The sequence below is a fragment of the Roseomonas sp. KE0001 genome (assembly GCF_016107285.1).
Taxonomy (GTDB): domain Bacteria; phylum Pseudomonadota; class Alphaproteobacteria; order Acetobacterales; family Acetobacteraceae; genus Pseudoroseomonas.
The window spans coordinates 499,041-522,790 of sequence record NZ_RCVQ01000001.1 but is presented as its reverse complement, the minus strand read 5'-3'; the positions used below and the strand labels follow the sequence as shown (position 1 = coordinate 522,790).

23 protein-coding genes are annotated in these 23,750 nt (G+C 70.9%); 6 read left to right on the top strand and 17 right to left on the bottom strand.

Features of this window, described 5'->3' with window-relative positions:
* Nucleotides 1-32: 32 nt before the first annotated feature.
* Nucleotides 33-821, bottom strand: coding sequence for an enoyl-CoA hydratase/isomerase family protein (locus D9598_RS02420; protein WP_198364791.1), 789 nt, complete (start codon nt 819-821; stop codon nt 33-35).
* Nucleotides 822-1,024: 203 nt separating this feature from the next.
* Between D9598_RS02420 and D9598_RS02415 the strand changes: the two genes are divergently transcribed.
* The 3 genes from D9598_RS02415 to D9598_RS02405 all read left to right on the top strand — a co-directional run bounded on the left by D9598_RS02415 (nt 1,025) and on the right by D9598_RS02405 (nt 4,156).
* On the top strand, nt 1,025-2,020 hold the full coding sequence (locus D9598_RS02415; RefSeq protein WP_198364790.1) for an ABC transporter substrate-binding protein: 996 nt from the start codon (nt 1,025-1,027) through the stop codon (nt 2,018-2,020).
* Nucleotides 2,021-2,038: 18 nt separating this feature from the next.
* Nucleotides 2,039-3,697, top strand: a complete 1,659-nt coding sequence (locus tag D9598_RS02410; protein ID WP_370591917.1) for an ABC transporter permease — start codon at nt 2,039-2,041, stop codon at nt 3,695-3,697.
* A gap of 63 nt (nt 3,698-3,760) precedes the next feature.
* Nucleotides 3,761-4,156 (top strand): DoxX family protein, encoded by a 396-nt coding sequence (locus D9598_RS02405; protein WP_198364789.1) that lies wholly within the window; start codon nt 3,761-3,763, stop codon nt 4,154-4,156.
* 43 nt (nt 4,157-4,199) lie between these two features.
* On the opposite strand, the gene phoB is transcribed toward D9598_RS02405, so the two are convergent.
* From phoB to pstS, 6 genes are all read right to left on the bottom strand, one after another.
* The gene (gene phoB, locus D9598_RS02400) at nt 4,200-4,916 is read right to left on the bottom strand and encodes a phosphate regulon transcriptional regulator PhoB (protein WP_198364788.1); all 717 of its coding nucleotides are present in this window, start codon (nt 4,914-4,916) and stop codon (nt 4,200-4,202) included.
* 22 nt (nt 4,917-4,938) lie between these two features.
* Complete coding sequence (phoU, locus tag D9598_RS02395; RefSeq protein ID WP_198364787.1) at nt 4,939-5,652, bottom strand: phosphate signaling complex protein PhoU; 714 nt, start codon at nt 5,650-5,652, stop codon at nt 4,939-4,941.
* 17 nt (nt 5,653-5,669) lie between these two features.
* Nucleotides 5,670-6,488 carry a phosphate ABC transporter ATP-binding protein PstB gene (gene pstB, locus D9598_RS02390; protein WP_232476804.1) on the bottom strand — a complete coding sequence of 273 codons (819 nt, stop codon included), beginning with the start codon at nt 6,486-6,488 and terminating at the stop codon, nt 5,670-5,672.
* Nucleotides 6,489-6,510: 22 nt separating this feature from the next.
* Nucleotides 6,511-7,410, bottom strand: a complete 900-nt coding sequence (gene pstA / locus D9598_RS02385; protein WP_198364786.1) for a phosphate ABC transporter permease PstA — start codon at nt 7,408-7,410, stop codon at nt 6,511-6,513.
* A gap of 4 nt (nt 7,411-7,414) precedes the next feature.
* Entirely contained in the window at nt 7,415-8,410 is a 996-nt protein-coding gene (pstC, locus tag D9598_RS02380) for a phosphate ABC transporter permease subunit PstC (RefSeq protein WP_370591916.1), read from the bottom strand.
* A 109-nt stretch (nt 8,411-8,519) separates the two neighbouring features.
* The gene (pstS, locus tag D9598_RS02375; RefSeq protein ID WP_198364784.1) at nt 8,520-9,569 is read right to left on the bottom strand and encodes a phosphate ABC transporter substrate-binding protein PstS; all 1,050 of its coding nucleotides are present in this window, start codon (nt 9,567-9,569) and stop codon (nt 8,520-8,522) included.
* A 334-nt stretch (nt 9,570-9,903) separates the two neighbouring features.
* On the opposite strand from pstS, the gene D9598_RS02370 reads away from it, so the two are divergent.
* Nucleotides 9,904-11,235 carry a sensor histidine kinase gene (locus D9598_RS02370; RefSeq protein WP_198364783.1) on the top strand — a complete coding sequence of 444 codons (1,332 nt, stop codon included), beginning with the start codon at nt 9,904-9,906 and terminating at the stop codon, nt 11,233-11,235.
* Nucleotides 11,236-11,284: 49 nt separating this feature from the next.
* Here D9598_RS02370 and D9598_RS02365 read toward each other — a convergent pair whose 3' ends face one another.
* Nucleotides 11,285-11,509, bottom strand: coding sequence for a hypothetical protein (locus tag D9598_RS02365; RefSeq protein ID WP_198364782.1), 225 nt, complete (start codon nt 11,507-11,509; stop codon nt 11,285-11,287).
* Nucleotides 11,510-11,646: 137 nt separating this feature from the next.
* Here D9598_RS02365 and D9598_RS02360 point away from each other — a divergent pair, with 137 nt between their 5' ends.
* Both D9598_RS02360 and D9598_RS02355 read left to right on the top strand, forming a co-directional pair.
* Entirely contained in the window at nt 11,647-12,099 is a 453-nt protein-coding gene (locus D9598_RS02360) for a VOC family protein (RefSeq protein ID WP_198364781.1), read from the top strand.
* Between the two features lie 97 nt (nt 12,100-12,196).
* Complete coding sequence (locus tag D9598_RS02355) at nt 12,197-12,823, top strand: class I SAM-dependent methyltransferase (protein ID WP_198364780.1); 627 nt, start codon at nt 12,197-12,199, stop codon at nt 12,821-12,823.
* On the opposite strand, the gene D9598_RS02350 is transcribed toward D9598_RS02355, so the two are convergent.
* The 9 genes from D9598_RS02350 to D9598_RS02310 all read right to left on the bottom strand — a co-directional run bounded on the left by D9598_RS02350 (nt 12,808) and on the right by D9598_RS02310 (nt 23,672).
* Nucleotides 12,808-13,824, bottom strand: a complete 1,017-nt coding sequence (locus tag D9598_RS02350; protein ID WP_198364779.1) for a glycosyltransferase family 1 protein — start codon at nt 13,822-13,824, stop codon at nt 12,808-12,810. The genes D9598_RS02355 and D9598_RS02350 overlap by 16 nt on opposite strands.
* A 1-nt stretch (nt 13,825) precedes the next feature.
* On the bottom strand, nt 13,826-14,689 hold the full coding sequence (locus tag D9598_RS02345; protein ID WP_198364778.1) for a UDP-2,3-diacylglucosamine diphosphatase: 864 nt from the start codon (nt 14,687-14,689) through the stop codon (nt 13,826-13,828).
* A gap of 159 nt (nt 14,690-14,848) precedes the next feature.
* Complete coding sequence (locus D9598_RS02340) at nt 14,849-15,874, bottom strand: succinylglutamate desuccinylase/aspartoacylase family protein (protein WP_198364777.1); 1,026 nt, start codon at nt 15,872-15,874, stop codon at nt 14,849-14,851.
* Nucleotides 15,875-15,889: 15 nt separating this feature from the next.
* A complete protein-coding gene (locus D9598_RS02335) occupies nt 15,890-16,906 on the bottom strand; it encodes an ABC transporter ATP-binding protein (protein WP_198364776.1) in 1,017 nt (338 codons plus the stop codon).
* A complete protein-coding gene (locus D9598_RS02330; RefSeq protein ID WP_198364775.1) occupies nt 16,903-17,880 on the bottom strand; it encodes an ABC transporter ATP-binding protein in 978 nt (325 codons plus the stop codon). The genes D9598_RS02335 and D9598_RS02330 overlap by 4 nt, the downstream gene beginning before the upstream one ends.
* Entirely contained in the window at nt 17,877-18,785 is a 909-nt protein-coding gene (locus D9598_RS02325; protein WP_198364774.1) for an ABC transporter permease, read from the bottom strand. The genes D9598_RS02330 and D9598_RS02325 overlap by 4 nt, the downstream gene beginning before the upstream one ends.
* Nucleotides 18,778-19,722, bottom strand: a complete 945-nt coding sequence (locus D9598_RS02320; RefSeq protein WP_198364773.1) for an ABC transporter permease — start codon at nt 19,720-19,722, stop codon at nt 18,778-18,780. Before D9598_RS02320 ends, D9598_RS02325 begins: the two co-directional genes overlap by 8 nt.
* A 37-nt stretch (nt 19,723-19,759) precedes the next feature.
* Nucleotides 19,760-21,334 carry an ABC transporter substrate-binding protein gene (locus D9598_RS02315; RefSeq protein ID WP_198364772.1) on the bottom strand — a complete coding sequence of 525 codons (1,575 nt, stop codon included), beginning with the start codon at nt 21,332-21,334 and terminating at the stop codon, nt 19,760-19,762.
* A gap of 151 nt (nt 21,335-21,485) precedes the next feature.
* Nucleotides 21,486-23,672, bottom strand: a complete 2,187-nt coding sequence (locus tag D9598_RS02310) for a N,N-dimethylformamidase beta subunit family domain-containing protein (RefSeq protein ID WP_198364771.1) — start codon at nt 23,670-23,672, stop codon at nt 21,486-21,488.
* Nucleotides 23,673-23,750 lie beyond the last annotated feature (78 nt).

Genomic DNA, 23,750 nt, shown 5'->3' with positions numbered 1-23,750 from the left:
CGGAAGGCCGAAAAGGAAAGGGGGCCAGGCCCTTACTCACCCTTCCACTGGGGCTGGCGCTTGTTCAGGAAGGCGTCCATGCCCTCGCGGAAGTCCTGGCTCATGTAGCACATCAGCACCAGGTCGCGGCCCTCCTCGGAGGAGATCTGCGGGCGCAGCCGCGCGATCGCCTCCTTGGTGGCGCGCAGGGTCAGCGGCGCGTTGCCGGCGATGGTGCGGGCCAGCTCCAGGGCGCGGGCGGCGAGATCGCCACCTTCCGGCACCACCTCATGCAGCAGGCCGATCTCCTTGGCCTCCTGCGCGTCCAGCAGCCGGGCGGTGAAGATCATCTCCTTGGTGCGGGATGGGCCGATCAGCGCCACCAGCCGCGAGAAGGCGCCCATGGAGAGGATGTTGCCGAGCGTGCGCGCGATCGGGAAGCCGAAGCGGGAATGCGCGGCGCCGACGCGGATGTCGCAGGAGGCGGCGATGGCGCCGCCGCCACCCGTGCAGGCGCCGTTGATCGCCGCGATGATGGGCTTCGGGCAGCTCTCCAGCGTGGCGACGATGCGGCCGATGCGCTCCTCATACTGGATCGCGTCCTCCGGGGTCTTGAAGGCGCGGAACTGGTTGATGTCGGTGCCGGCGGCGAAGGCCTTGTCGCCGGCGCCGGTCAGGATGACGGCGCGGACCGACTTGTCCTCCGCGACCTCCTGGCAGAAGGCGCCGAGCCGCTCGTACATGGCGAAGGTGAAGGCATTGCGCGCCTGGGGACGGTTGAAGGTGACGCGGGCGATCCCTCCCTCCAGCCTTTCGAACAGGATATCGTCGTTCTCGCTCATGCCTCGGGCCTCCTCGGACCGGCCGGCGGGAGACCGGCCTTTCCAGCGGTCTTAGGATGGCATGGCAGGCGTGTAAACAATCAACAACCGACACTTCCGGGGCCGTTCATCGAAACTTCATTCGACCCCCCTGCCCGAAGCGCGCCGTCCCGGCTAGTTCAGCCCTCGCCCGACACCGCCCCTTCCCCAAGGAGATCCCCCGCATGCGGCGCGCCGGCTTCCTGGCCCTCGGCCTCTCCGCCCTTCTGTCGTCCCTGTCGCCGGCCGCCCCGGCCGCGGCCGAGCCGGCGGGCAGCCTGGTCCTCTACACCAGCCAGCTCGAGGAGGACGCCGCCCGCACCTCCGAGGCCTTCCGCAGGCACTACCCGAAGGTGACGGTCGAGTGGATCCGGGGCGGCACCAACCAGATCATGCCCCGGCTGCGCGCCGAGCTCGCCGCCGGCGCGCCCCGCGCCGACGTGCTGCTGCTGGCCGACAGCCTGACCTTCGAGGGGCTGAAGCAGGAGGGGCTGCTGCGCCCCAGCCCCGAGGTCGGGACCGGCGGCGTGCCGGCGGAGTTGATCGACACCGGGCGGCAGTATTTCGGCACCAAGCTGATGACGACTGGCATCGTCATGAACACCCGCGCGCCCTTCACGCCGAAGCGCTGGTCCGACCTGCTGCGCCCGGAGGCCCGGGGCCTCACCGCCATGCCCTCGCCCAGCGTCTCCGGCGCCGCCGCCATTCATGTGCAGGCCCTGGCCGCGGCGCCCGGCCTCGGCTGGGAGTTCTGGGAGAAGCTGGCCGGCGCCGGCGTGCAGCCGCGCGGCGGCAATGGCGCGGTGATGCAGGCCGTGGCCAGCGGCGAGCGGGCCTTCGGCATGGTGGTGGACTACATGCCGATCCGCGAGGCGGCGAAGGGCGCGCCGGTGCGCTTCATCGTGCCGGAGGACGGGGTCAGCGCCATCACGGAGCCGGCGGCGATCCTGAAGTCCAGCCGCAACCCCGAGGCTGCCATCGCCTTCGTCACCTTCCTGCTCTCCCGCGAGGGCCAGGAGCTGGCGGCCGCCCAGGGCTTCCTGCCGGCCGATCCCGCCGTCGCGCCGCCCGCCGGCTTCCCGGACCGCAGGAGCCTGACCCTGCTGCCGCTCGACAGCGCCCGTGCCGCCGCCGAGAGCGGCCAGGACCTGAAGCGCTTCAGCGGGCTGGTCGGCCAGTAGGGCTTGCCGGGGAACGCCGTGAGCCCGGCGGCGCCGGGGCGCCTCGCCGGCCTGCCGCCGCTGGCCTGGCTCGGCCTGGCCTGGCTGGCGGCCATCGGCCTGGCGCCGGCGCTCCGCCTGCTCGCCGAGGCGCTGGGCAGCGATCCGCGTCCGCTGCTCGCCGATGCCGCCATCTGGCGCGCCGTCTGGCGCAGCCTGCTGGTGGCGGGCGGCGCGGCGCTGCTGGCCGCCGCCATCGGCACGCTGCAGGCCGGGCTCCTGCTGCTGCGCGCGCTGCCCGGGCGGCGGATGCTGCTCTTCCTCTGCATCCTGCCGCTCCTGGTGCCGCCGCAGATCCTGGCCCTGTCCTTCATCCAGCTGGGCGGCCCCGCCTCGCCGCTGCTGCTGGCCCTCGGGCTGGCGCCGCCGCTCGGCACGCCGAACCCCTTCTACGGGCCGGGCGGCATGATGCTGCTGCTCGGCATCCAGGGCGCGCCGCTGGTGCTGCTGGCGGTCGCGGCCATGGCGCGGCGGTTGCCGGACGAGTTGATGATCGCCGCCCGCGGGCTCGGGGCCGCGCCGCGCGTGGCGCTGCGCCGCGTCGCCTGGCCGCTGCTGGCGCCGGGCCTGGCGGCCGGGGCGGGGCTGGCCTTCGTCGCCGCGCTGGGCAATTTCGGCGTCGCCGCCCTGCTCGGCATCCCGGGCCGCTACCCGGTGCTGACCGTGCTGATCTGGCAGCGCCTCTCGGCCACCGGACCTGCGGCGCTGTCCGAGGTGTCCTGGCTCTCCCTGCTGCTGGCGCTGCTGGCGGTGCCGGGGCTGGCGGCGCAGTTCTGGGCCGGGCGCCGGTCGGGCTTCGAGGCCGGACGCGCCTTCCGCCCGCTGCCGGCGGGCCGGGGACACCGCGTGGCGCTGCTGCCGCTCGTGCTTTATCTCCTGCTGGTCCTGGCGCTGCCGCTGGGCGCGCTGCTGGCCACGGCGCTGGTGCCGGCCATGGGAGTTCCGCTCACCGCCCAGAGCCTGACCCTGCGGCACTTCGCGGCGATGCTGGCGCCGGGCGCGCAGACCCTGGCGGCACTGGGCCATTCCCTGCTGCTGGCCTGCGGGGCGGCGGCCATCCTCTGCCTCGCCGCGCTTCCCGTCGCGCTCGCCCTGCGCCATCCCGTGCTGCGCTGGGCGGCCACCGGCACCGACCTGTCCTACGCCCTGCCGGGCGCCTGCACCGCCGTCTCCGTCATCCTGCTGGTGCTGACGCTGCCCGGCGGCGGTCTCGTCTACGGCACGCTGGGGCTGATCCTCTTCGCCTATCTGGCGCGCTTCCAGGCACTGGCGCTGCGGCCCGTGGCGGCCGCCGCGGCGCGGCTCGACCCGATGCTGGAGCGCGCGGCCAGCAGCCTCGGCGCCGGCGGATGGGCGCGGCTCCGGCGCATCCATCTGCCGGCCCTTTCCCCCGCCCTGATGGCGGGCGCCATCCTGGTGGCGCTGCTCGCGGTGAACGAGGTGACGGTCAGCGCGCTGCTGTACGGGCCGGGCAGCCGCACGCTCGGCGTGCTGGTCTTCAATCTGCAGGATGCGGGACAGACGCCGCAGGCGGCGGCGGTGTCCTGCCTCTCCCTGGTGCTGGTGGCGGGGTTGATGGGCGCGGCCAGCCTGCTCGGGCGCCGCCTGCCGCCGGGAACCCTGCCCTGGCGGCCGTAAGTCGCGCGGGACAACCGGCGAAAGGGGGTGTTACACAGCCAGCATCCATCCACGGAGAATCCCATGGCTGTTTCCGGCTCGTCTCTCCAGCGCTACGCACCGGCGGCTCTGGCGGCACTGCGCATCATCGCGGCGCTGCTGTTCCTGGCGCATGGCACGCAGAAGATCCTCGGCTTCCCGCCGCCCTCCTCGCCCATGCCGGCCGCCTTCAGCCTGTTCTGGATTGGCGGGATCATCGAGATTGTCACCGGCGTGCTGATCGCGCTCGGCCTCTACACGCGCCCGGCGGCCTTCCTGGCCTCAGGCCAGATGGCCTATGCCTATTTCGCCTTCCACGCGCCGCGCAATTTCTTCCCGGCGCTGAACGGCGGCGATGCCTCCATCCTGTTCTGCTTCATCTTCCTCTATCTGGTCTTCGCCGGAGCCGGCGCCTTCAGCCTCGACGGCAACCGCCGCTGAGGGCCGGCATCCCCCCTCCGACACGAGGGGGGATGTTCCACGGTCAGGCCAGTTCGAGATCCAGCGCGTAGCCGGCGCTGCGGACCGTACGGATCACGTCCGCCTCGCCCTCGCCGTTCACCGCCTTGCGCAGCCGCCGGATATGCACGTCCACCGTGCGCGGCTCGACATGGATGTCGCGGCCCCAGACGGCATCGAGCAGCTGCTCGCGCGAGAAGACCCGCCCCGGATGCTGCAGGAAGAACTCCAGCAGCCGGTATTCGGTGGGGCCCAGGTGCAGCGACCGCCCGTTGCGGGTCACGCGGTGAGAATCCTGGTCCATCGTGATGTCGTGCCAGGCGAGCATGCCCTTGGTGGCGACGCCGCCGGAGCGGCGCAGCAGCGCCCGGATGCGCGCCAGCAGCGCGTCCATCACGAAGGGCTTGGCGATGTAGTCGTCGGCGCCGGTATCGAGCGCCCGCACCGCGTCCTGGTCCTCCGTGCGGGCGGTGACCATGATGATCGGCATGTTGCGCGTATCGGGGCGCCGGCGGAGCTGGCGGCAGACCTCGAGGCCGGACAGCGCCGGCAGCATCCAGTCCAGCAGCACCAGATCCGGCGGCGCCTCGGCCACACGCATCAGCGCCTCCTGGCCATCGGCGGCCTCGTCCACCAGGAAGCCCTGCTTCTCCAGATTGTAGCGCAGCAGCGTCAGCAGCGGCGCCTCGTCCTCGACCACCAGGATGGTGGGACGCGCCATGCCGGTGTTGGGCTCGGCCATGATCGGATCTTTCTTCGCTCTGTCAGGCCGGCGGGCGGACGACAGTGTAGGCTGAGGAGTCCGACTTCGGCCGGTCCTCCGGCAGGGTATGGCCGAGCACGGCGTAGTGCACGGTCTCGGCGATGTTCGTCGCGTGGTCGCCGATGCGCTCGAAGTTCTTGGCGATGAACAGCAGGTGGGTGGCCGCGGTGATGTTGCGCGGATCCTCCATCATGTGCGTCAGCATCTCGCGGAAGATGCCGTTGTAGATGTCGTCCACCGGCGCGTCGGCCGCCCAGACGCGCTCGGCGGCGGCGGCGTCCTCCTTCACCAACGCGTCGATCGCCTCCTTCAGGTTCTCCTGCACCAGCTTGGCCATCCACTGGAAGCCGTTCAGGCTGCCCAGCTGCGGCTGCTGCGAGACGACGATGGCGCGCTTGGCGGCGTTGCGGGCGTAGTCGCCGATGCGCTCGATGTCGGTCGAGACCTTCATGGCGGCGACGATCAGCCGCAGGTCGGCCGCCATCGGCTGCCGCAGGGCCAGCAGGCGGACGCAGAAGTTCTCGATCTCGCGCTCCAGCGCGTCGATCTCGCCATCCCGGCCGATCACGGTGGTGGCCTGCTCCACATCGCGGCGGATCAGGGCGGAGGCGGCGTCCGCGACCTGGCGCTCGGCCAGGCCGCCCATGCGCGCCACCAGCTCGCGCAGCCGCTTGAGCTGCTCCTCGTAGGATCGCACGATATGCTCGTTGGGCATCGTCCTGATGACCTCGCTCAGCCGAACCGGCCGGTGATGTATTCCTGGGTCTTCTTCTGCTTCGGCGCGGTGAACATCTCCTCCGCCGGAGCCACCTCGATGAGTTCGCCGAGGTAGAAGAACGCCACCTGATCGGCGCAGCGCGCCGCCTGCTGCATGTTGTGCGTGACGATGGCGATGGTGAAGTCGCGCTTCAGCTCGTCGATCAGCTCCTCGATCTTCAACGTGCTGATCGGATCGAGCGCCGAGGTCGGCTCGTCGAGCAGGATGACCTCCGGCCGCACGGCGATGGTGCGGGCGATGCAGAGGCGCTGCTGCTGGCCGCCCGAGAGGCCCATGGCGCTGGTGTTCAGCCGGTCCTTGACCTCGCCCCAGATGGCGGCGCGGGTCAGCGCCCATTCCACCCGCTCATCCATCTGCGACCGGGACAGCTTCTCGTGCAGGCGGATGCCGAAGGCGATGTTCTCGTAGATGGTCATCGGGAAGGGCGTGGGCTTCTGGAACACCATGCCGATCCGCGAGCGGAGCGCGTTGATATCGATGTCGGTGTCGAGGATGTTCTTGCCGTCGAGCAGAACCTCGCCCGTGGCGCGCTGGCCCGGATAGAGGCTGTACATGCGGTTCAGCACCCGCAGCAGGGTGGACTTGCCGCAGCCCGAGGGACCGATCATGCCGGTCACCTGCCGGTCGGGCAGGTCGAAGTCGATCCCCTTCAGCGCCTTGTTGGCGCCGTAGTAGAAATCGAGGTTGCGGACCGCGATGCGGGGCTCGTTCAGCGGGGCGTGCGAGCGGGCGTGCAGCTTGCCGGTCTCGGTCTGGGTCTGGGTCTGGGTCATGGAGGCGCTCATATGCGGTTCCTCACTTCCTGCGCAGCAGGCTGCGCGCCACGATGTTGAGCCCGAGCACGCCGAGCGTGATGATGAGGGCGCCGGCCCAGGCCAGCGCGATCCAGTCCGGATAGGGCGAGCCGGCATAGGCGTAGATGGTCAGCGGCAGGCTCGACATCGGGCCGGACAGGCTGAGCGACCAGTTCAGGTTTCCAAGCGAGGTGAAGAGCAGCGGCGCCGTCTCGCCCGCCACCCGCGCCACCGCCAGCAGCACGCCGGTGACGATGCCGCTCGCCGCCGCGCGCCAGCAGACCATGGTCACCATCTTCCACTTCGGCGCGCCGAGGCCGATCACGGCCTCGCGCAGCGTGTCCGGCAGTAGGCGCAGCATGTCCTCGGTGGTGCGGACGACGATGGGAATGACGATGATGGCCAGCGCCACCGAGCCGGCCCAGCCCGAGAAGCCGCCGAAGGGCACCACCAGGATCTGGTAGACGAAGAGGCCGATCAGGATCGAGGGCGCGGAGAGCAGGATGTCGGAGACGAAGCGAACCGCGTTGGCCAGCGGCGAGGACTTCGAATACTCCGCCAGGTAGGTGCCGACCAGAAGGCCGATGGGCGTGCCGATGACGGTGCCGATGACGGTCTGGATCAGGCTGCCGACGATGGCGTTGAGCAGCCCCCCCTCCGAGCCCGGCGGCGCCGTGACGCGGGTGAAGACCCCGAGCGACAGGGCGGAGAAGCCGTTCCAGAACAGCGTGGCCAGGATCGAGAAGAGCAGCAGGAGGCCGAGGCCGGTGGCGCCGTAGCAGGCGTACTTGACGGCCTTGGCGACGCGGCGGCGGCGGCGGCCCAGGGCCTCCGCGACGCGCATGTCCTTGGCCGGGCCGCTGCCGGAGGCAACCTCCAGGGTCGGGTTGGACGCGCTCATGGTTTCAACCCTTCAGCCGCGGACGCAACAGGAAGCGCGAGGCGGCCAGCACGATGAAGGAGATGACGAAGAGGATGAAGCCGAGCCCGAGAAGGGCGGAGAGCTTCAGGCTGCCCATCTGGCTTTCGCCGAATTCCAGCGCGATCAGCGAGGCGATGGTGTTGCCCGGCCCGAAGAGGCTGGTGGAGATGCGGTTGGCGTTGCCGATGACGAAGGTCACCGCCATCGTCTCGCCCAGGGCCCGGCCGAGGCCGAGCATGATGCCGCCGACCACCGAGATGCGGGTATAGGGCAGCACGACATTGCGCACGACCTCCCACTGGGTGCAGCCGAGGCCGTAGGCGCTCTCCTTGTAGACCGGGGGCACGGTGTTGAAGACGTCGCGCATCGTCGCCGCGATGAAGGGCAGCACCATGATGGCCAGGATCAGCGCCGCCGTCAGGATGCCGGTGCCGAAGGGCGGGCCGGCGAAGAGCGCGCCGATCAGCGGCAGCTCGCCCAGCGTGTCGATGGCGAAGGGCTGCACGTATTGCGACATGAAGGGGACGATCAGGAAGAAGCCCCACATGCCGAAGATGATGGACGGCACCGCCGCCAGCAGCTCGACCGCCGTGCCCACCGGGCCGCGGAGCCAGGGCGGCGCCAGCTCGGTCAGGTAGAAGGCGACGCCGAAGGCCAGCGGCACGGCCATCAGCAGGGCCAGCACCGCGGTCACCACGGTGCCGTAGACGGAGACGCCGGCGCCGAAGACCTCCTGCACCGGATCCCAGTCCGTGCCAGTGACGAAGCCCGCGCCGAAGGCGCGGAAGGCCTGCAGCCCACCCCAGAACAGCTCCAGGATAATGGCGCCGAGAAGGACCAGGACCAGCACCCCGGCGGCCCGACAGGCGATCGCGAAGATGGCGTCGCCCGTCGCGCCGGATCCACCTCCGCGGCGCAGGCCGGGACGTGGATCGGGGGCGGCGCCCGTCTCGAGGGGAAGGGTGGCTGCTTGCTGCACGATCAGACTCCGGAAGCTCGGCATGCCCGGCGCCGCGCGGCCCTGGCCGTTCGGTGCGCGGGCAGCCTGCCAGGACGCCCGGGCTGACCGCCCGGGCGCCGCGCGTTCGTCACTTCGCCGGCCAGAGCGGCTTGCCGTCCACCTGCACCTGGGCCCAGGCGGCGCGCACCGCCTCCTCGACCTTCTCCGGCAGCGGGATGTAGTCCAGCTCCCGGGCGGCGGCATCGCCGTCGCGATAGGCCCAGTCGAAGAACTTCATCACGTTCTGCGCCCGGGTCGCGTCCTGCGGGTTCTTCGGCAGCAGGATGAAGGTCGGCGAGACGATCGGCCAGGACTTCTCGCCCTCGGTGTTCACCAGGTTGGCGGCGAAGTTCGGCGTGCTCCAGTCGGCGTTGGACGCGGCGGCCTCGAAGGCCTCGCTGTTCGGCACCACGAACTGGCCGGCCTTGTTGCGCAGCTGGGTGGTGACGAGCTTGTTCTGCGCCGCATAGGCGTGCTCGACATAGCCGATGGCGCCGCGGACGTTGCGCACCGTGCCGGCCACGCCCTCATTGCCGCGGGCACCCGTGCCGGCCGGCCAGCGCACCGAGGTGCCCACGCCGACGCGGTCCTTGAACTCGGACGAGACGGCGGAGAGGTAGGAGACCCAGACATAGGTCGTGCCGGAGCCGTCGGCGCGGTAGACCGGAGCGATGGCGAGGTTGGGCAGCTCGACGCCCGGGTTCAGCTCGACCAGGCGGGGGTCGTTCCACTTGCTGATCTTGCCGAGGTAGATGTCCGAGATCACCTCGCCGGTCAGGCGCAGCTTGTGGTCCTCGACGCCCGGGATGTTCACGATCGCGGTCAGGCTGCCCATGGTGGAGGGGAACTGCAGCAGCTTGTGCTCGGCGAGCTCCTCGGCCTTCATCGGCGCGTCGGAGGCGCCGAAATCGACCGTGCGGTTGCGGATCTGCGTCTGCCCCGCGCCCGAGCCGACCGACTGGTAGTTGAGCTGCAGCCCGATGGCCTCACGCGCCGCGGCACCCCACTTCTGGTACAGCGGATTGGGGAAGCTCGCGCCTGCGCCCGTGATGGAAGCCTGCTGGGCGTTCGCCGCCATGCTCACGCCGATCGTCGCGACCAGGCCAGCGGCCAGGGCAAGAAGCCGATTGCTCACCATGTATCTCCGTCTTTTGGCGCCCATTGGGAGGGGCCGGTGCGGTGGCCGCCTTCTAGGCGCTGGCTGCGACCGTTGGATTGCAGATTTATGAAGCTTCGATGACAGACAAGCCCTCACGGCCAACGGAACCGGGCCTTCACCGGGGCGGCGGAAATGGGATGGCATCGGGCAGCACTGTGGAACGATCCGGAAACCCCTGGCCCCTCCGGAACGTCATGCCTGGGCGCTCCGCGCGGAGCAGTCTCATCACGCGGAATTATTCCCGGAAATGGTCTGTTTTCGATATAAGTCTCCTATTCCTGCCTGAGCGGCACAGATCCGGACCAATCCACCCTTGATTCTCCTTTTCGCCCGCCTTCCCGCCGCCACCGGCGTGCTGGCCAGCCAGTTGACCGGGCTTGCCATCGGGGCGGGAACCACCGCTCTGCAGCATGTCTGGCCGGATTCGCCGGCCGTGGCTCCGCTCCTTCTGGTCGTGGGCGTCGCCCTGGCGGCGGTCATCGGGGGGCGCCCCGCCGGGCTGGCGGCACTTGCCGTCTATGCCCTGCAGGAAGCCTGGCTCGCCATGACGGGAACCGGAGTCGCGGAATGGCGGAACCTGGTGGCGCCGCTGCTCGCCGGCGGCTTCGCCGCCGCCCTGGGCGGCGAGTTCCGCGAGGTGCTCGATCGCGCCGCACCCCTGCGGGAGCAGCGGGACCGGGCCTGGACGCTGGGGAATCTCGGGGACTGGACGTGGTCGCAGGAGGCCAATCGTCTCACCCTGTCACCCATCGCCTGGGCCCTGCTTGGCCGGGAGCCCGAGCCGGAGCCTTCCAGCATGCTCTGGCTGCACACCCACCTCCACCCCGACGACGTCGAGGGCTTCCGCCAGGCCATGCGCGCCGCCCTGGCCGATCCCGCGGGGCGTCTGGATCAGGAATTCCGCGTCATCCGGGCCGACGGGGGCATGCCATGGCTCCGCATGCGCGGCGCGCGGACGAAGGAGGGCGAGCTGGCGGGCATCCTGCTCGACCGCGACGCGCTGCATCAGGCGCATGAGGCCGCCCGCCTGGCCCAGCACCGGCAGGAGCGGCTGCATCACGAGCTGATCTACCGGGTCCGCAGCAACTTCCAGATGGTGACCAGCCTGCTGCGCCTGCAGTCCCGCCGCGCCACGCCGCCCCTGCGGCGGGCGCTGGAGGGGGCCGCCCAGCGCATCCAGGGGATGGGAAGCCTGCACGAGGCGCTCTATCGCGATGCCGATCTCGGGAAGGTCGATCTCCGCCGCTATCTGGGAGAAGTTGCCCGCAAGGCGGTCGAGGGAGAGGACGAGCGGATCCACCTGACGCTCGACATCGGCTCCTGTCAGGCACCGGCGGACCAGGCGCTGCTGCTGGGCCTGGCGATGACGCAGATTCTGGACAACGCCGTGCGCCACGGCTTCGCCGAGGGACGGCGGGGCACGATCACCGTGACGCTCACCGAGGAGCAGGGAGACTGCATCCTCACGATCTGCAATGACGGAGCGCCGTTCAACGAATTCGCCGCGCTCGGCGCGCAGGGCATCGGGATGGTCCTGGTGCAGTCCTGCGCCCAGCAGCTGGGCGGCCAGTTGCTTCTCGAGCGGCACCCGCGCAGCCGCTTCGCCATCCGCTTCCCCCGCGCCGCGCTCTCCCCGCCGGACTGAGGCCTCGCCGGACGGCGAGGTCGTCCGGCGAGGCGTGAGGCGTGGCGGATCAGCCCGTCTTCGCCTTGCCGTCCTCCTCCTTCCCGTCGCCCTCCGGCGCGTCCCAGCCGACCGAATGGCCCGGGCTGGACTGGGCCGGCGGATCGCTCGCCGGGAAGGTATCTTCCAGGGCCTCCTCCAGCGACTCCTCGGCCGCCTTGCCCTGGGAGGGGCGCTTCCCGTCACCGGGCGGCGGCGAGGGCCGCTCGACGCCGGAAGGCTTGGATCCCGACATGGCGTATCTCCTCATCCTGTTGTCCGGGCCCGGCCGGAGCCGGGTCCCTGGACCAGCAACCCGACCCGGGCGGCGGGGTTGCATTCCGGACGGCGGCGGCGCGCCGGGCCAGGGGAGCCGAGGGAGACAGGTCAGCCATGCGAAGCGATCAGTCGGACGCGGAGACGAAGGCGGCCCGCCCCCTGCCCCCCGGGCGGCTGCTGGAGACGGCGCTCTACGTGCGAGACATGGCGGCGGCGCGGCGTTTCTACGAGAGCGTCATCGGTCTGCAACCGCTGTTGGCCAGCCCGATCTTCTGCGCCCTGGGGATCGGCTCCGGCGTGTTGCTCCTCTTCCTGCGGGGCGGAAGCGCGGAGCCGGCCAGGACGCCGGGCGGTACCATTCCGGGCCATGATGCCGAGGGCCGGCAGCACATCGCCTTCCAGGTCCCCGGCGAGGCGCTGCGGAGCTGGGAGGACTGGCTGACCGGCCGGGACATCGCCATCGAGGGCCGGGTGTCCTGGCCGCGCGGCGGGCACAGCATCTTCCTGCGCGACCCGGACGGGCACCTCATCGAATTTGCCACCCCGGGCCTCTGGCCAAATCGCTGAGCCTGGCCGGCGCCTTCGCCGGATCGTCATTCCCCTGCCATTCTACTGTCCCGGATCGGCGGCTAAGCGGACCTCGGCCTGTCACAGGAACGTGCCGATGACCGATGCCCTGCCCCTCTCCACCACGACGGGATCGCCGGACCGCCAGAGCACCGGAGCGCCGCCCCGCGCGGCCGGGGCCGGTCTCTTCCTGCGCCGCTGGCTGGCCAATCCGTTGCAGATGGGGTCGGTGGTGCCGTCCTCGCCCAGCCTGTGCCGGCGCATCGCGGCGCTGACCCGCTGGGCGCCGGGGGAGTATGTGGTGGAGCTGGGCGCCGGCACCGGCGTGCTCTCCCGGACCCTGCTGGAGCAGGGCCTGCCGGCCGACCGGCTGCTGCCGGTCGAGATCGTTCCCGCCATGGCCACGCATCTGCGCGCCACCCTTCCCGGCGTGCCGGTGATCGAGGGCGACGCCTTCGACCGGCGCGGCGCCCTGCCGGAGGCCGCGCGGGGCCGCATCGGGACGGTGATCTGCGGCATTCCCCTGGTGCTGCTGCCGCTGGAACGGCAGCGCCGCTTCCTGGAAAGCGTCGAGGCGGTGGCGCCGGGGCGCGGCTTCCTGCTCTATACCTATTGCATCACCTCGCCGCTGCCCTGGCGCAAGCTCGGCCTGTCGGCGCGGCGGGAGGCCTGGACGCCGAGGAACTTTCCCCCGGCCAGCGTCTGGCGCTACGCGCCGGCCTGAAACGGCGCGAGCTGGGCGCGGAACTGGCGGGCGCTGGCGGACCAGGAGAAATCCTCCGCCCGGCGCCGGCAGGCCTCGCGGTCGGCGCCCAGCGCCGCCAGGCAGGCGCTGCGCAGATCCTCAGCCACGGCGCCGACCACGCCATCGGCACCCTGCAGGATGGCGAGCGGGCCGGGTTGCGGCAGCGCGGCCACCGGCGTGCCGCAGGCCAGCGCCTCGAGCAGCACCAGGCCGAAGGTGTCGGTGCGGGAGGGAAAGACCAGCACATCGGCCGCGGCATAGGCCGCCGCCAGCGCCTCGCGGTGCAGGAAGCCGGTGAAGCGCGCCCGTGGGAAGCCCTGCTCCAGCGCCGCGCGCTCCGGCCCGTCCCCCACGACGAGCTTGCTGCCCGGCAGATCCAGGCCGAGGAAGTCGCGCACCCCCTTCTCCGCGGCCAGCCGGCCGGCGCAGAGGAAGATCGGGCGCGGCAGGTCGGGGAAGGCGTCCCGCGCGCCGGGGCGGAACAGCGCGGTGTCCACCCCGCGCGACCAGTGGCTGAGATGGCGGAAGCCCTGCGTCTTCAGCTCGCGGCGCAAGGCCTCGGTCGCCACCATCGTGGTCGCGGCGGGGGCATGGAAACGGCGCAGCAGGGGCCAGGACAGACGCGGCGACAAGCCGAAGCGCGCCCGCAGGTAGTCCGGGAAGCGGGTGTGGAAGGCGGTGGTGAAGGACCAGCCCCAACGGCGGCAGAGGGCGCGCATGGCCCAGCCCAGCGGCCCCTCCGTCGCGATATGCACCGCATCCGGCCGGAACGCGCGCGCCAGGCCGGCCAGGCGGCGGCGCGGCAGCAGCGCCAGCCGGATGGCGGGATCGCCCGGCGCGGGCCAGCTGGGAAAGCGATCCGGGCCGATCACCTCGACCACGTCCCCCTGCCGCCGCAGCGCCTCGCTGACCATGCCGAGCGTCCGCACGACGCCGTTCACCTGCGGCGTCCAGGCATCCGAGACGATCAGCAGGCGCATCTCAGCCCTCGGCCACCGGCAGGGAGGCCTGGGGATGGGGCGCCGGCGGGATCAGGGCGACGGGGGCGGCGACGGGGGAGACGACGGGGGCGGCATGGCGCCGCCGCTGTTCGGCGGCCCAGTCGATCAGCTCGAAGCGCCCGTCCGCATGCTCGGCGAGCGCGGTGCAGCTCTCCACCCAGTCGCCATCGTTCATGTAGGTGACGCCGTGCACCTGCCGCATCTCGGCATGGTGGATATGGCCGCAGATGACGCCGTCCAGGTCGCGCCGCCGCGCCTCCTCGGCCAGTGCCTCCTCGAACCGATCGATCGCCTTGACCGCTTCCTTCACCTGAAGCTTCAGCCATTGCGACAGCGACCAGTAGGGATAGCCGAGGCGCCGGCGCACCGCGTTGAACCAGCGGTTCAGGCGCAGCGCGGCGTCGTAGGCCCAGTCGCCCAGATGCGCGAGCAGGGTCGCGTAGCGCACCACGCTGTCGAACTCGTCGCCGTGCATGACGAGGAAGCGCCGGCCATCGGCCGCCTCGTGCACCGCCTCGCGCACCAGCGAGACGCCGGCGATGACGAATTCCGGCCCGGCCCAGTCGCGGAAGACCTCGTCATGATTGCCGGGGATATAGGTGACGCGGGTGCCGCTCCGCGCCATGGCCAGGATGCGGCGGATCACCTGGTCATGCACCGGGTCCCAGTACCAGGAGCGGCGCAGGCGCCATCCATCGACGATATCGCCCACCAGGTAGAGCTGCTCGCACTCCACCTGCCGCAGGAAGTCCAGCAGCAGGTCGGCGCGGCAGCCCCGCATGCCGAGATGCGTGTCGGAGAGGAAGATCGCGCGGTAGCGGCGCGGGGCGGGGATCGGTGCCATGGCCGGCTTCCCTTCAGCTGGCCCCTTCCCCCGCGCGGCGAGTCCGTGGGGAGCAGGAACGTTGCGTGCGGGAAGCCCTTAGCCGAGAGCTGCGACGGTACCGTGTCCGCAATGTTGCAGGGAGTTGACGATCGTTGCGTAGCCGACGGGCCAGGCTGTTCAACCGGATGGCGTGAACGCGCCGCCCAGCACATAGAGGCAGTCGCCGCGCAGGGTCCGGCCGGGCTGCCGCTTGCAGAGCACGAAGCCGTCGCGCGCGAAGACCGCCTCGGCCGGCGGCGCCCAGGGCGTCTCGGGCGTGTGGATGCGCGCCGCCGGCTGGCCGGCCCGCACCGTCTCGCCCGGCTCCGCCAGCGGCTCGAAGACACCGCCTTCCGGCGCATAGACGAAATGGTCCTGCCCGCCGAGGCCGTAGATCCGCGTCTCCTCCGCCGGCTCGCGCTCCGTCTCCGGCAGGATGCCGAGATGGACCAGGAGGTTGCGCACGCCGCGCCGGGCGATGGCCAGGCCCTCGGCCGAGACGGCGCCGGCGCCGCCCAGCTCGGTGCCCAGGGTGACGATGCCGCGCCGCTCGGCGACACCGCCCAGGGTGAGGTTGCCGCCCTGCCCCTGCGCCCTTCCCTGCACATAGCCGAGCGGCGCGCCGAAGGCCCGGAGCGCGGCGATCTGGCGGCGGAAGAGGTCCGGATCGGCGACGTGGTTGGTCAGGGAGCAGGGCGTGTAGAGCAGCGAGGAGCCGCCGGAGTGCAGATCGCAGACCAGATCGGCGCGCGGGATCAACTCGCTGCTGATGAAGTAGGCGATCTGCTCGGTGACGCTGCCATCGGGATCGCCGGGGAAGATGCGGTTGAGGTTGAGGTTGTCCACCGGCGAGACGCGGTTGCCGGCCAGCGCCGCCGGATAGTTCGCCGTCGGCAGGATGATGACGCGGCCGCGGATCCGCTCCGGATCGAGCGACTGCGCCAGCCCGCAGAGCGCCAGCTGCCCCTCGTACTCGTCGCCGTGATTGCCCGAGACGAAGAGCGCCGTCGGCCCCTCGCCGTTGCGGAGCACCACGATCGGGATGGGCAGGAAGCCATAGGCGGAGACGTGCGAGGAGTGGAACAGGCGCAGGAATCCGGTCTGCCTCCCGTCGCGGTCGAAGTCCACATCGCAGAGAACGCGACTCTTTCTGGTCTCGGACATGCTTCCCCCGGGAGGTCAGTGCGTCGGTGCGTGCAGGTGGCAGGCGGCGAAATGCCCCGGCCGGATCTCGGCCAGCGGCGGCGACACCTGCCGGCAGACCGCCATGACGTGCGGGCATCGCGTGTGGAAGCGGCAGCCGGGCGGCGGGTTGATCGGGCTCGGCAGGTCCCCGGAGACCTTCGCCCGCCCGGCCCGGCGGGCGGCGCGGCCGGCCGGATGCGGCGTCGGCACGGCGGCGATCAGCGCCTGGGTATAGGGATGCAGCGGCGTGTCATAGATCGCGGCCTTCGGCGCCAGTTCGACGACGCGGCCGAGGTACATCACCGCCACCCGGTCCGAGATATGCCGCACCACCGAGAGGTCATGCGCGATGAACAGGTAGGTCAGCCCCATCTCGCGCTGCAGGTCCTGCAGCAGATTGACGATCTGCGCCTGCACCGAGACATCCAGCGCCGAGACCGCCTCGTCGCAGACGATGAAGCTCGGGTTCAGCACCAGGGCGCGGGCGATGCCGACGCGCTGCCGCTGCCCGCCGGAGAACTCGTGCGGGTAGCGCAGCGCCGCGCGGGCCGGCAGGCCGACCTTCTCCAGCATCTCCCCCACCCGCGCCCGCGCCGCCGCATCGGCCTTCGCGCCGTGGATCAGAAGCGGCTCCATGACGATGTCCTCCACCGTCATGCGCGGGTTCAGCGCGCCATAGGGGTCCTGGAAGACGATCTGCATGGAGCGGCGCTTCTCGCGCAGCACGCGCGGCGGCAGGCCGCTGATATCCGCGCCGTCGAAGAGAACCTGGCCGTCGGAGGGCTCCATCAGCCGGATCAGCAGCCGGCCGAGGGTGGACTTGCCGCAGCCGGACTCGCCGACCAGGCCCAGGGTCTCGCCTGGCATGATGCGGAGCGAGACCTCGTCCACGGCGCGCAGCAGGCCGGTCGGCCGGCCGAGCCAGCCGCCACTGAGGGGGAAGTGCTTGGACAGTCCGGCGGCCTCGACCAGCGGCCGCGTCGCCGCGGAGGGGTGGGTGGCGAGGCTCATGGGGCGGCGATCTCCGGCACCCGGATACAGGCGGCGCGGTGCGAGGGCGCATAATCGGCGAGCGGCGGGATGGCCTCGGCGCAGGCGGCCACCGCATGGCCGCAGCGCGGGCGGAAGCGGCATCCGCTCGGGCGCCGCGCCGGCTCGGGCAGGCTGCCGGGGATCGCGACCAGCCGGGGCCTGTCCTGCTCCAGCGAGGGCACGCAGTCGAGCAGGCCGCGCGTATAGGGATGCAGCGGCCGGTCGAAGAGCGTCGTCACCGGCGACTGCTCGACGATGCGGCCGGCATACATCACCATGACCCGGTCCGCGGTCTCCGCCACCACGCCCATGTTGTGCGTGATGATCATGATGGCCATGCCGAACTCGTCGCGCAGATCCATCAGCAGGTCGAGGATCTGGGCCTGGATGGTCACGTCGAGCGCCGTCGTCGGCTCGTCAGCGATCAGCAGCTTCGGGTTGCAGGCCAGCGCCATGGCGATCATCACGCGCTGCCGCTGCCCGCCCGAGAGCTGATGCGGATAGTCGTCCATCCGCCGCGCGGCGGAGGGGATGCCGACCTTCTCCAGCATCCTCAGCGCGCGGTCGCGGAGCGCCCAGGGCGAGAGGCGCTCATGCGCGCGGATCGTCTCCATGATCTGCTCGCCGATGCGGAAGACCGGGTTCAGCGAGGTCATCGGCTCCTGGAAGATCATCGCGATGCCGGGGCCGCGCACCTTCTGCATCTGCCGCTCCGACAGGCCGGTCAGCTCCTGCCCGGCGAAGCGCACGGAGCCGGAGACGATGCGCGCCGGCGGGCGCGGCAGCAGCCCCATCACGGTCAGCGCAGTGACGCTCTTGCCGCTGCCGGACTCGCCGACGATGCCGAGGATCTCGCCCTCCTCCAGGGAGAAGGAGACATCCTCGATCGCCGTCACCTCGCCACGCTCGGTGGCGAAGGCGGTGGTGAGGTTGCTGATCTCAAGGAGGCTCATTGCTGGATCCTGAGCCGGGGGTCGAGCACGTCGCGCAGCCCGTCGCCCAGCATGTTGAGACCGAGCACGGTGATCATCAGCGCCACGCCGGGGATGCAGATGATCCAGGGCGCGTCGCGCATGAAGTCCCGCCCCTCGGCCATGATGTTGCCCCAGGTCGGCGTCGGCGGCACGGCGCCGAGGCCGAGGAAGGAGAGCGTCGCCTCCGAGAGCACGGCATAGGCGAAGAGGAAGGAGAGTTGCACGATCATCGGCGCCATGGCGTTCGGCAGGATGTGATGCCGCAGGATGCGCCAGTGCCCGGCGCCCGCCGCCACCGCCGCCTGCACATACTCCATCTCCCGCAGCACGATGACCGAGGCGCGGACGATGCGCGCCGTGCGCGGGATATAGACGATGCCCAGCGCCAGGATGACGTTGAGGGTGGAGGGCCCCAGCATGGCGGTGACGCCGATGGCGAGCAGGATGGCGGGAAAGGCCATCAACGCGTCGTTGATGCGCATCAGGAGATTGTCGACGCGGCGGAAATAGCCGGCCAGCGCGCCGATCAGCGTGCCAAAGACTGCGTTCAGCGCCACGACGGAGAGGCCGATGATGACGGAGAGCTGCGCCCCCCAGACGGTGCGGGACCACAGGCTGCGGCCGAAATTGTCGGTGCCGAGGATGTAGTCGCCGCCCGGCGGCAGGAACTTGTTGCGCATCGCCAGCCGGTTCGGATTGGCCGTGGTGATCCAGGGCGCGAGCGCCCCCATCACCGCGATGATGCCGAAGAGGATCAGGCCGGTGACGAAGAGGCGGTGCCGGAACAGCCGGCGCAGCGTGGCCCAGGCCGGGCTGCGGCGCTTCGGCTCCGCCGCCGGCCCGGCGAGATCAACTTCCAGCGGCAGGGCTCCCGTCTCACTCATAGCGCACCCTCGGATCCAGGAAGGCATAGAGGACGTCGATGCCGATATTGACCAGCACCAGGAAGCCGGTGACCAGCAGCAGCCCGCCCTGCACCATCGGGTAGTCCCGGTTCAGCACCGCCTGCGTCAGCAGCTGGCCGATGCCGGGGATGGAGAAGATCGCCTCCGTCACCACGGCGCCCGAGATCAGCAGGCTGACGATGATGCCGACGACGGTGGTGATCGGGATCATCGCGTTGGACAGCGCGTGCCGGAAGATGATGCTGCGCTGGCTCAGCCCCTTGGCGCGCGCCGTGCGGATATAGTCCTGCCGCATCACCTCCAGCATGGTCGAGCGCGTGATGCGGGCGAGCAGCCCCGCCTGCAGCAGCGCCAGCGAGACGGCCGGCATGGTCGAGGTGCGGAACCAGCCCCAGGGGTCCTCCGTCAGCGGGATGTAGCCGCCGGTCGGCAGCCAGCCGAGATGCACCGCGAAGACGATGATCATGACCAGGCCGAGGAAGAAGCTCGGCAGCGAGATGCCGATCATGGCGAAGGCCATGGCCAGCTGGTCGATCACCGTGTTCTGCTTCAGCGCCGCCAGGATGCCCGCCAGCAGGCCGATCAGCAGCGTCAGCACCAGGGCATAGGCGGAGAGCGCGAGCGTGACCGGAAGCCGCTCCATGACGGAGGCGAAGACGCCGCGGCCGAGCAGGATCGAGCGGCCCAGATCGCCCTGCAGCAGGCCGCCGTACCAGTGGAGCAGCTGCGTCAGGAAAGGCTGGTCGAGCCCCAGGTCCTGGCGGATCTGCTGCACCTGCTGCGGCGTCGCCGAGAGGCCGGCGATGGCGGCGGCCGGATCGCCCGGGATCAGCCGCATCATGCCGAAGGTGATGAGGCTGACCAGGAGGAGCACCGGCACCGCGCTGAGCAGCCGCCGCGCCACGACGCCGATCATGCCGCGGCGCCCCGGCGCGGCCCGGCGCGGCGTCCGCTCACTTGGCGATCCAGACGTTGCTGAAGCGCGGGATGCGGAAGGGCTTGAAGTTCTTCACGTTGGCCCGCACCGCCTGGACCTTGGTGAGCGAGCCGAAGGGATAGGCATAGGCCCGCTCCAGCACCAGCTTCTGCATCCGCGCGAAGGCGGCGTTGCGCTCGGCCTCGGTCGGCAGGTCGTTCATGTCGCGCCAGGCGGCCTCGACATCCGGGTCGCCCTTGTCGTCGCGCGGGCGGTAATTGGCGCCGGGCGAGGCCAGGAACTGCATCGTGGCCAGCGCGCCGAGCGCCGGCTGCGTGCCCCAGCCGCTGTGGAAGAAGTGCCACTCGGTGCTGTTGACCTTCTGCGACATCTGCACCGAGGTCGGCCAGTCCACCACGCGGAGCTGCGCGTTGATGCCCGCGGCCTGGAGTTGCTGCTGCATGACCAGCGCGGCATTGTACATGGCCGGATAGTCGCGATTGGTCAGGATGGTGATCGGCTCGCCCTTGTAGCCGGACTGCTTCAGCAGCGCCGCGGCCTTCTCGGGGTCGTTGATGTTGTAGGTCTCCTTGCCGGCGTCCGTGTAGGTCGGCTGGTTCGGATACTGGAAGCCGACGTTGAGCCGGTAGTTGCCGTCGGTCGCGGCATCCATCACGTCCTCAGCGCCGATCGCCGCCTGCACCGCCTTGCGGAAGTTCAGGTCACTGGTCGGCGCCTGCGCGGTGTTGGGCAGCGCGATCTGGATCCACCAGTTCTCCAGCGGCAGGATGGTGACGTTGCTGTCCTTCTTCAGCGCCTCGACGGATTTGGTCGGGACATCCTCCACCCCCTGCAACTCGCCCGTCTCCAGCCCCGCGACGCGGGCCGAAGCCTCGGTGACGATGCGGAAGGTCACGCTGTCGAGGCAGGCCGCCTTGTAGCCGCCGAAGCCGGTGCGCTCCTCATAGGCCGTGTTCGGCTTGTACCCGTCATACCGCACCAGCTTCGCATGGCTGCCGGGGACGAATTCCGCGATGCGGAAGGGGCCGGTGCCGACCGGCCGGAGCTGCTGCGGCGGATCGTCCTTGTGCTCGGCGGGAATGATGACGATCGGCACGCTGAAGGAGGAGAGCGCCTCCAAGAAGGTCGGCTGCACGCGCGCCATCCGGATGACGAAGGTGGCGGCGTCCGGCGCCTCCCAGCCCTGCACGTTGTCGAGCGTGCTGCGTTGCAGTCCGATGCGCTTGTAGCGGTCGAAGGAGGCGGCGACATCGGCCGAGGTCATCGGCTTGCCGTTGTGGAAGCCGATGCCCTGGCGCAGCCTGAAGGTGTAGCTGAGACGGTCCGGCGCCTCCTCGACGCTCTCGGCCAGCTCGGCGATGACCTTGTTGTTCTCGTCGCGCGTCACTAGCGATTCGTAGATGTTCATCGCGATGTTGCGGGTGGAGATGGTGCTGGACGTCATCTGGTCCAGGCTGTTCACATTGGCTTCCTGGCCGAAGACCAGATCGCCGCCCCGGCTGGGGCAGGAGAAGGGCGCCGCCGCGGCCGGAGAAAGCGGCAGAGCGATGGCCGCCGCCAGCCCGCAGGACGCCAGGATGGAACGCTGCATCAGCATGATCCCCCGCTCGCTTGTTGTGATGTGAAGCCTCGCCGTGAAGCTTCAAATCAGCGGCTGGGGCCGTCAAGCCTCATTCTGGAGCAGTTCCTGCCGCATCGCAGCAAGAGCGGCCTGCAAACGATGCCGTTTGCCTGTCAAATCATCATCCTGACGCGGAGAAGCGCCGCACCACATTTTCCGTCACCCGGCTGACCGGCCCTTCGAAACCCTCCCGCCAGAGCGAGCCGCAGAAGGTGATCGAGCCCACGGCGAAGACCGCGCCGCCGCCCGGCGTCTCGAACCAGGCGATCTCGCCGCGTTTCAGCGCCTCCGGTGTCTCGCCGCTGACCGTCGCCAGATGCGACAGCAGCTCCTCCGGCACGGTGACGAAGGAGGACGGCGGCTCCTCCGAGCGCGCCAGCACGACCGTGCCGGGCGGCGAGCCCAGGCTGGCATCCGCGCGGTCCAGCTCGAAGCCCGCGGCGCCGCCGCCTGAAAGCCCGTAATCGCCGAAGGTCTCTCCCTCGACACCCTCGAAGATCCAGGCATGCTCCGGCGCGTGGCTGGCCGGAAGGCGCCGGTAGCGCGTGCCCTCGAACAGGCCCTGGGCGGAGAAGCCGACGCCGGCCAGGGCCTGCGGGGGCCGGCGGTTGCGGCGCCAGAGCCCGCCATACTGGCCGTCGAGCTGATGGTGGTACTCGCCCGGCTCCGCGGCCCAGGCGCGGATGCCGCCCTCGGCGCGGCGCAGCTCGATCATGCCCGGCAGCTCGGGCACGCAGGCGATGCGCCAGTAGAAGCCGTTGCCGCCCAGATACATCATGCGGCCGCCGCCGGCGGTGAAGGCCGCCAGGGCGTCGAGTGTCGGCGCCGTGTGATACTCGGGATGCGAGCCGGTCATCACCAGGCGGTAGGGTGCCAGCAGCGCCGCGCCCTCCTCGTGCAGATCCTCGTCGGTGACGATGTCGAAGGAGAAGCCCTTGTCCTCCAGCCAGGCGAGGATATGCGTGTCCGCCGGATAGTGCCGCAGGCCGGAGCCGCGCGCGTCGTTGAAGGTGAGGAAGCCGGGACGCATGGTCAGGATCGGCCGCAGCCGGGAGGAGAAGGCGATGCCGCTGCGGTCCGGGTGGCGGTTGTAGGTGGAGCGGCCATAGACCGGATAGTCGTCCGGATTGTGCGGATAGGCGCCCCACGCCGCCACCCGCGCCCGGTAGGCGGCATCCGCGTTGCCGCGCGCGTGGTTCGCATAGGCCTGGTAGGTGAAGGTGGAGGCCAGGAAGACGATGTCGGCCGTCGGCCCGCCGCGCGGCGGCAGCACGTAGAAGGGCAGCCAGTCCTCGCCGGCGCCGCAGCTCAGGTGCAGGGCGTAGGCGCCGCTGCGCAGATCCGGCGGGACGGTGAAGCGGAAGTCGGTCCGCCACCCGCAGTCGCCCAGGTCGTCGGCGTGGAAATGGATCGCGGCATAGTCCTCCGGCCGATGGCGCCAGCACATCTCGTCGCCGCTCCAGCGCGCGCCCACCACGGCGCGCGTCGGCACGTTCCGCAGGCTCCCATGGCAGGCCTGCGGGCCGATGTCGCTGACGCTCTGGGTGGGAATGCCCCGCGCGAAGTCCCACAGCGCCAGCACCCGCTCCGGCCGCCGCAGCGGCTCGGGCCAGCTTGTCCGCGCCCCGGCCAGCAGCGCCGGTTCCTCCAGTTTGCCGGTGAAATGCGCGCAGGGCTCCGCCGCGTCCTCGGCGGCGATCACCACCGGGCCGCCACCGCCGGGCGGCTGGAAGCCCTCCAGCGCGCCGCGCAGCGCGGCGACGCCGCCCGAGACCTCCGCCAGCGGCACCTGCCCCAGGTCGAAGCAGCCGGCATCGGCATCGAGGCTGAGCCAGAGACGGTACCAGCCGCGCTCGGCCAGCGGCACGCCGGTCGCGACCTCGCGCACCGTCGCGCCCTGGCGGAACCGCGCCACCGCGCCCTGAGCGCCGAGCCCGAGCGTCACCATGACATCGCCCTGCGCCTCGCTGATCAGCGCCGCGGTCCGGTCGGGGAGCACGGCCGCCCAGACCAGCACCGTCCAGGTCACCGGCCCGGGCCCGCGGCGCGGCCCGGACGGGATGACGGCGCAGGAGCCGGAGCGGACCGGCTGGTGCCGGCCCTGGAAGCCGGCGCTGAACCGGCCCGAGAGGTCCTCGAAGCGGAGGCCGGGCCCGGCGGGGTTCGGATCGCCGCTGATGACGCGCAGCAGGCGCGCGCGGTAGGGCTCGCCGGAGGGGACGCTCACCTGGACCGCGAAGGTCTCGCCCGGGCGGCGCGAGAAGCGGTCGAGATAGCCGGTGATCGGCAGCTCGCGTGGCGCCGTCATGCGCCGTGGCCTCGGGGCTGGTCGGCGCGGCGGGGAGATGCGGACATGCGGTTCGCTCCGGCAGGACGAGACGAAGGG

Excerpts from the sequence above, each read along its gene's own strand:
- D9598_RS02350 (WP_198364779.1), bottom strand. The coding sequence starts at position 13,824 with ATGCGCCTGCTGATCGTCTCGGATGCCTGGACGCCGCAGGTGAACGGC.
- D9598_RS02310 (WP_198364771.1), bottom strand. The coding sequence starts at position 23,672 with ATGACGGCGCCACGCGAGCTGCCGATCACCGGCTATCTCGACCGCTTC.
- D9598_RS02360 (WP_198364781.1), top strand. The coding sequence starts at position 11,647 with ATGCGAAGCGATCAGTCGGACGCGGAGACGAAGGCGGCCCGCCCCCTG.
- D9598_RS02415 (WP_198364790.1), top strand. The coding sequence starts at position 1,025 with ATGCGGCGCGCCGGCTTCCTGGCCCTCGGCCTCTCCGCCCTTCTGTCG.
- D9598_RS02330 (WP_198364775.1), bottom strand. The coding sequence starts at position 17,880 with ATGAGCCTCCTTGAGATCAGCAACCTCACCACCGCCTTCGCCACCGAG.
- D9598_RS02405 (WP_198364789.1), top strand. The coding sequence starts at position 3,761 with ATGGCTGTTTCCGGCTCGTCTCTCCAGCGCTACGCACCGGCGGCTCTG.
- D9598_RS02355 (WP_198364780.1), top strand. The coding sequence starts at position 12,197 with ATGACCGATGCCCTGCCCCTCTCCACCACGACGGGATCGCCGGACCGC.
- D9598_RS02420 (WP_198364791.1), bottom strand. The coding sequence starts at position 821 with ATGAGCGAGAACGACGATATCCTGTTCGAAAGGCTGGAGGGAGGGATC.
- D9598_RS02365 (WP_198364782.1), bottom strand. The coding sequence starts at position 11,509 with ATGTCGGGATCCAAGCCTTCCGGCGTCGAGCGGCCCTCGCCGCCGCCC.
- pstB (WP_232476804.1), bottom strand. The coding sequence starts at position 6,488 with ATGACCCAGACCCAGACCCAGACCGAGACCGGCAAGCTGCACGCCCGC.
- pstA (WP_198364786.1), bottom strand. The coding sequence starts at position 7,410 with ATGAGCGCGTCCAACCCGACCCTGGAGGTTGCCTCCGGCAGCGGCCCG.
- D9598_RS02345 (WP_198364778.1), bottom strand. The coding sequence starts at position 14,689 with ATGGCACCGATCCCCGCCCCGCGCCGCTACCGCGCGATCTTCCTCTCC.
- phoB (WP_198364788.1), bottom strand. The coding sequence starts at position 4,916 with ATGGCCGAGCCCAACACCGGCATGGCGCGTCCCACCATCCTGGTGGTC.
- D9598_RS02320 (WP_198364773.1), bottom strand. The coding sequence starts at position 19,722 with ATGATCGGCGTCGTGGCGCGGCGGCTGCTCAGCGCGGTGCCGGTGCTC.
- D9598_RS02335 (WP_198364776.1), bottom strand. The coding sequence starts at position 16,906 with ATGAGCCTCGCCACCCACCCCTCCGCGGCGACGCGGCCGCTGGTCGAG.
- D9598_RS02340 (WP_198364777.1), bottom strand. The coding sequence starts at position 15,874 with ATGTCCGAGACCAGAAAGAGTCGCGTTCTCTGCGATGTGGACTTCGAC.
- pstS (WP_198364784.1), bottom strand. The coding sequence starts at position 9,569 with ATGGTGAGCAATCGGCTTCTTGCCCTGGCCGCTGGCCTGGTCGCGACG.
- phoU (WP_198364787.1), bottom strand. The coding sequence starts at position 5,652 with ATGCCCAACGAGCATATCGTGCGATCCTACGAGGAGCAGCTCAAGCGG.
- D9598_RS02315 (WP_198364772.1), bottom strand. The coding sequence starts at position 21,334 with ATGCAGCGTTCCATCCTGGCGTCCTGCGGGCTGGCGGCGGCCATCGCT.
- D9598_RS02325 (WP_198364774.1), bottom strand. The coding sequence starts at position 18,785 with ATGAGTGAGACGGGAGCCCTGCCGCTGGAAGTTGATCTCGCCGGGCCG.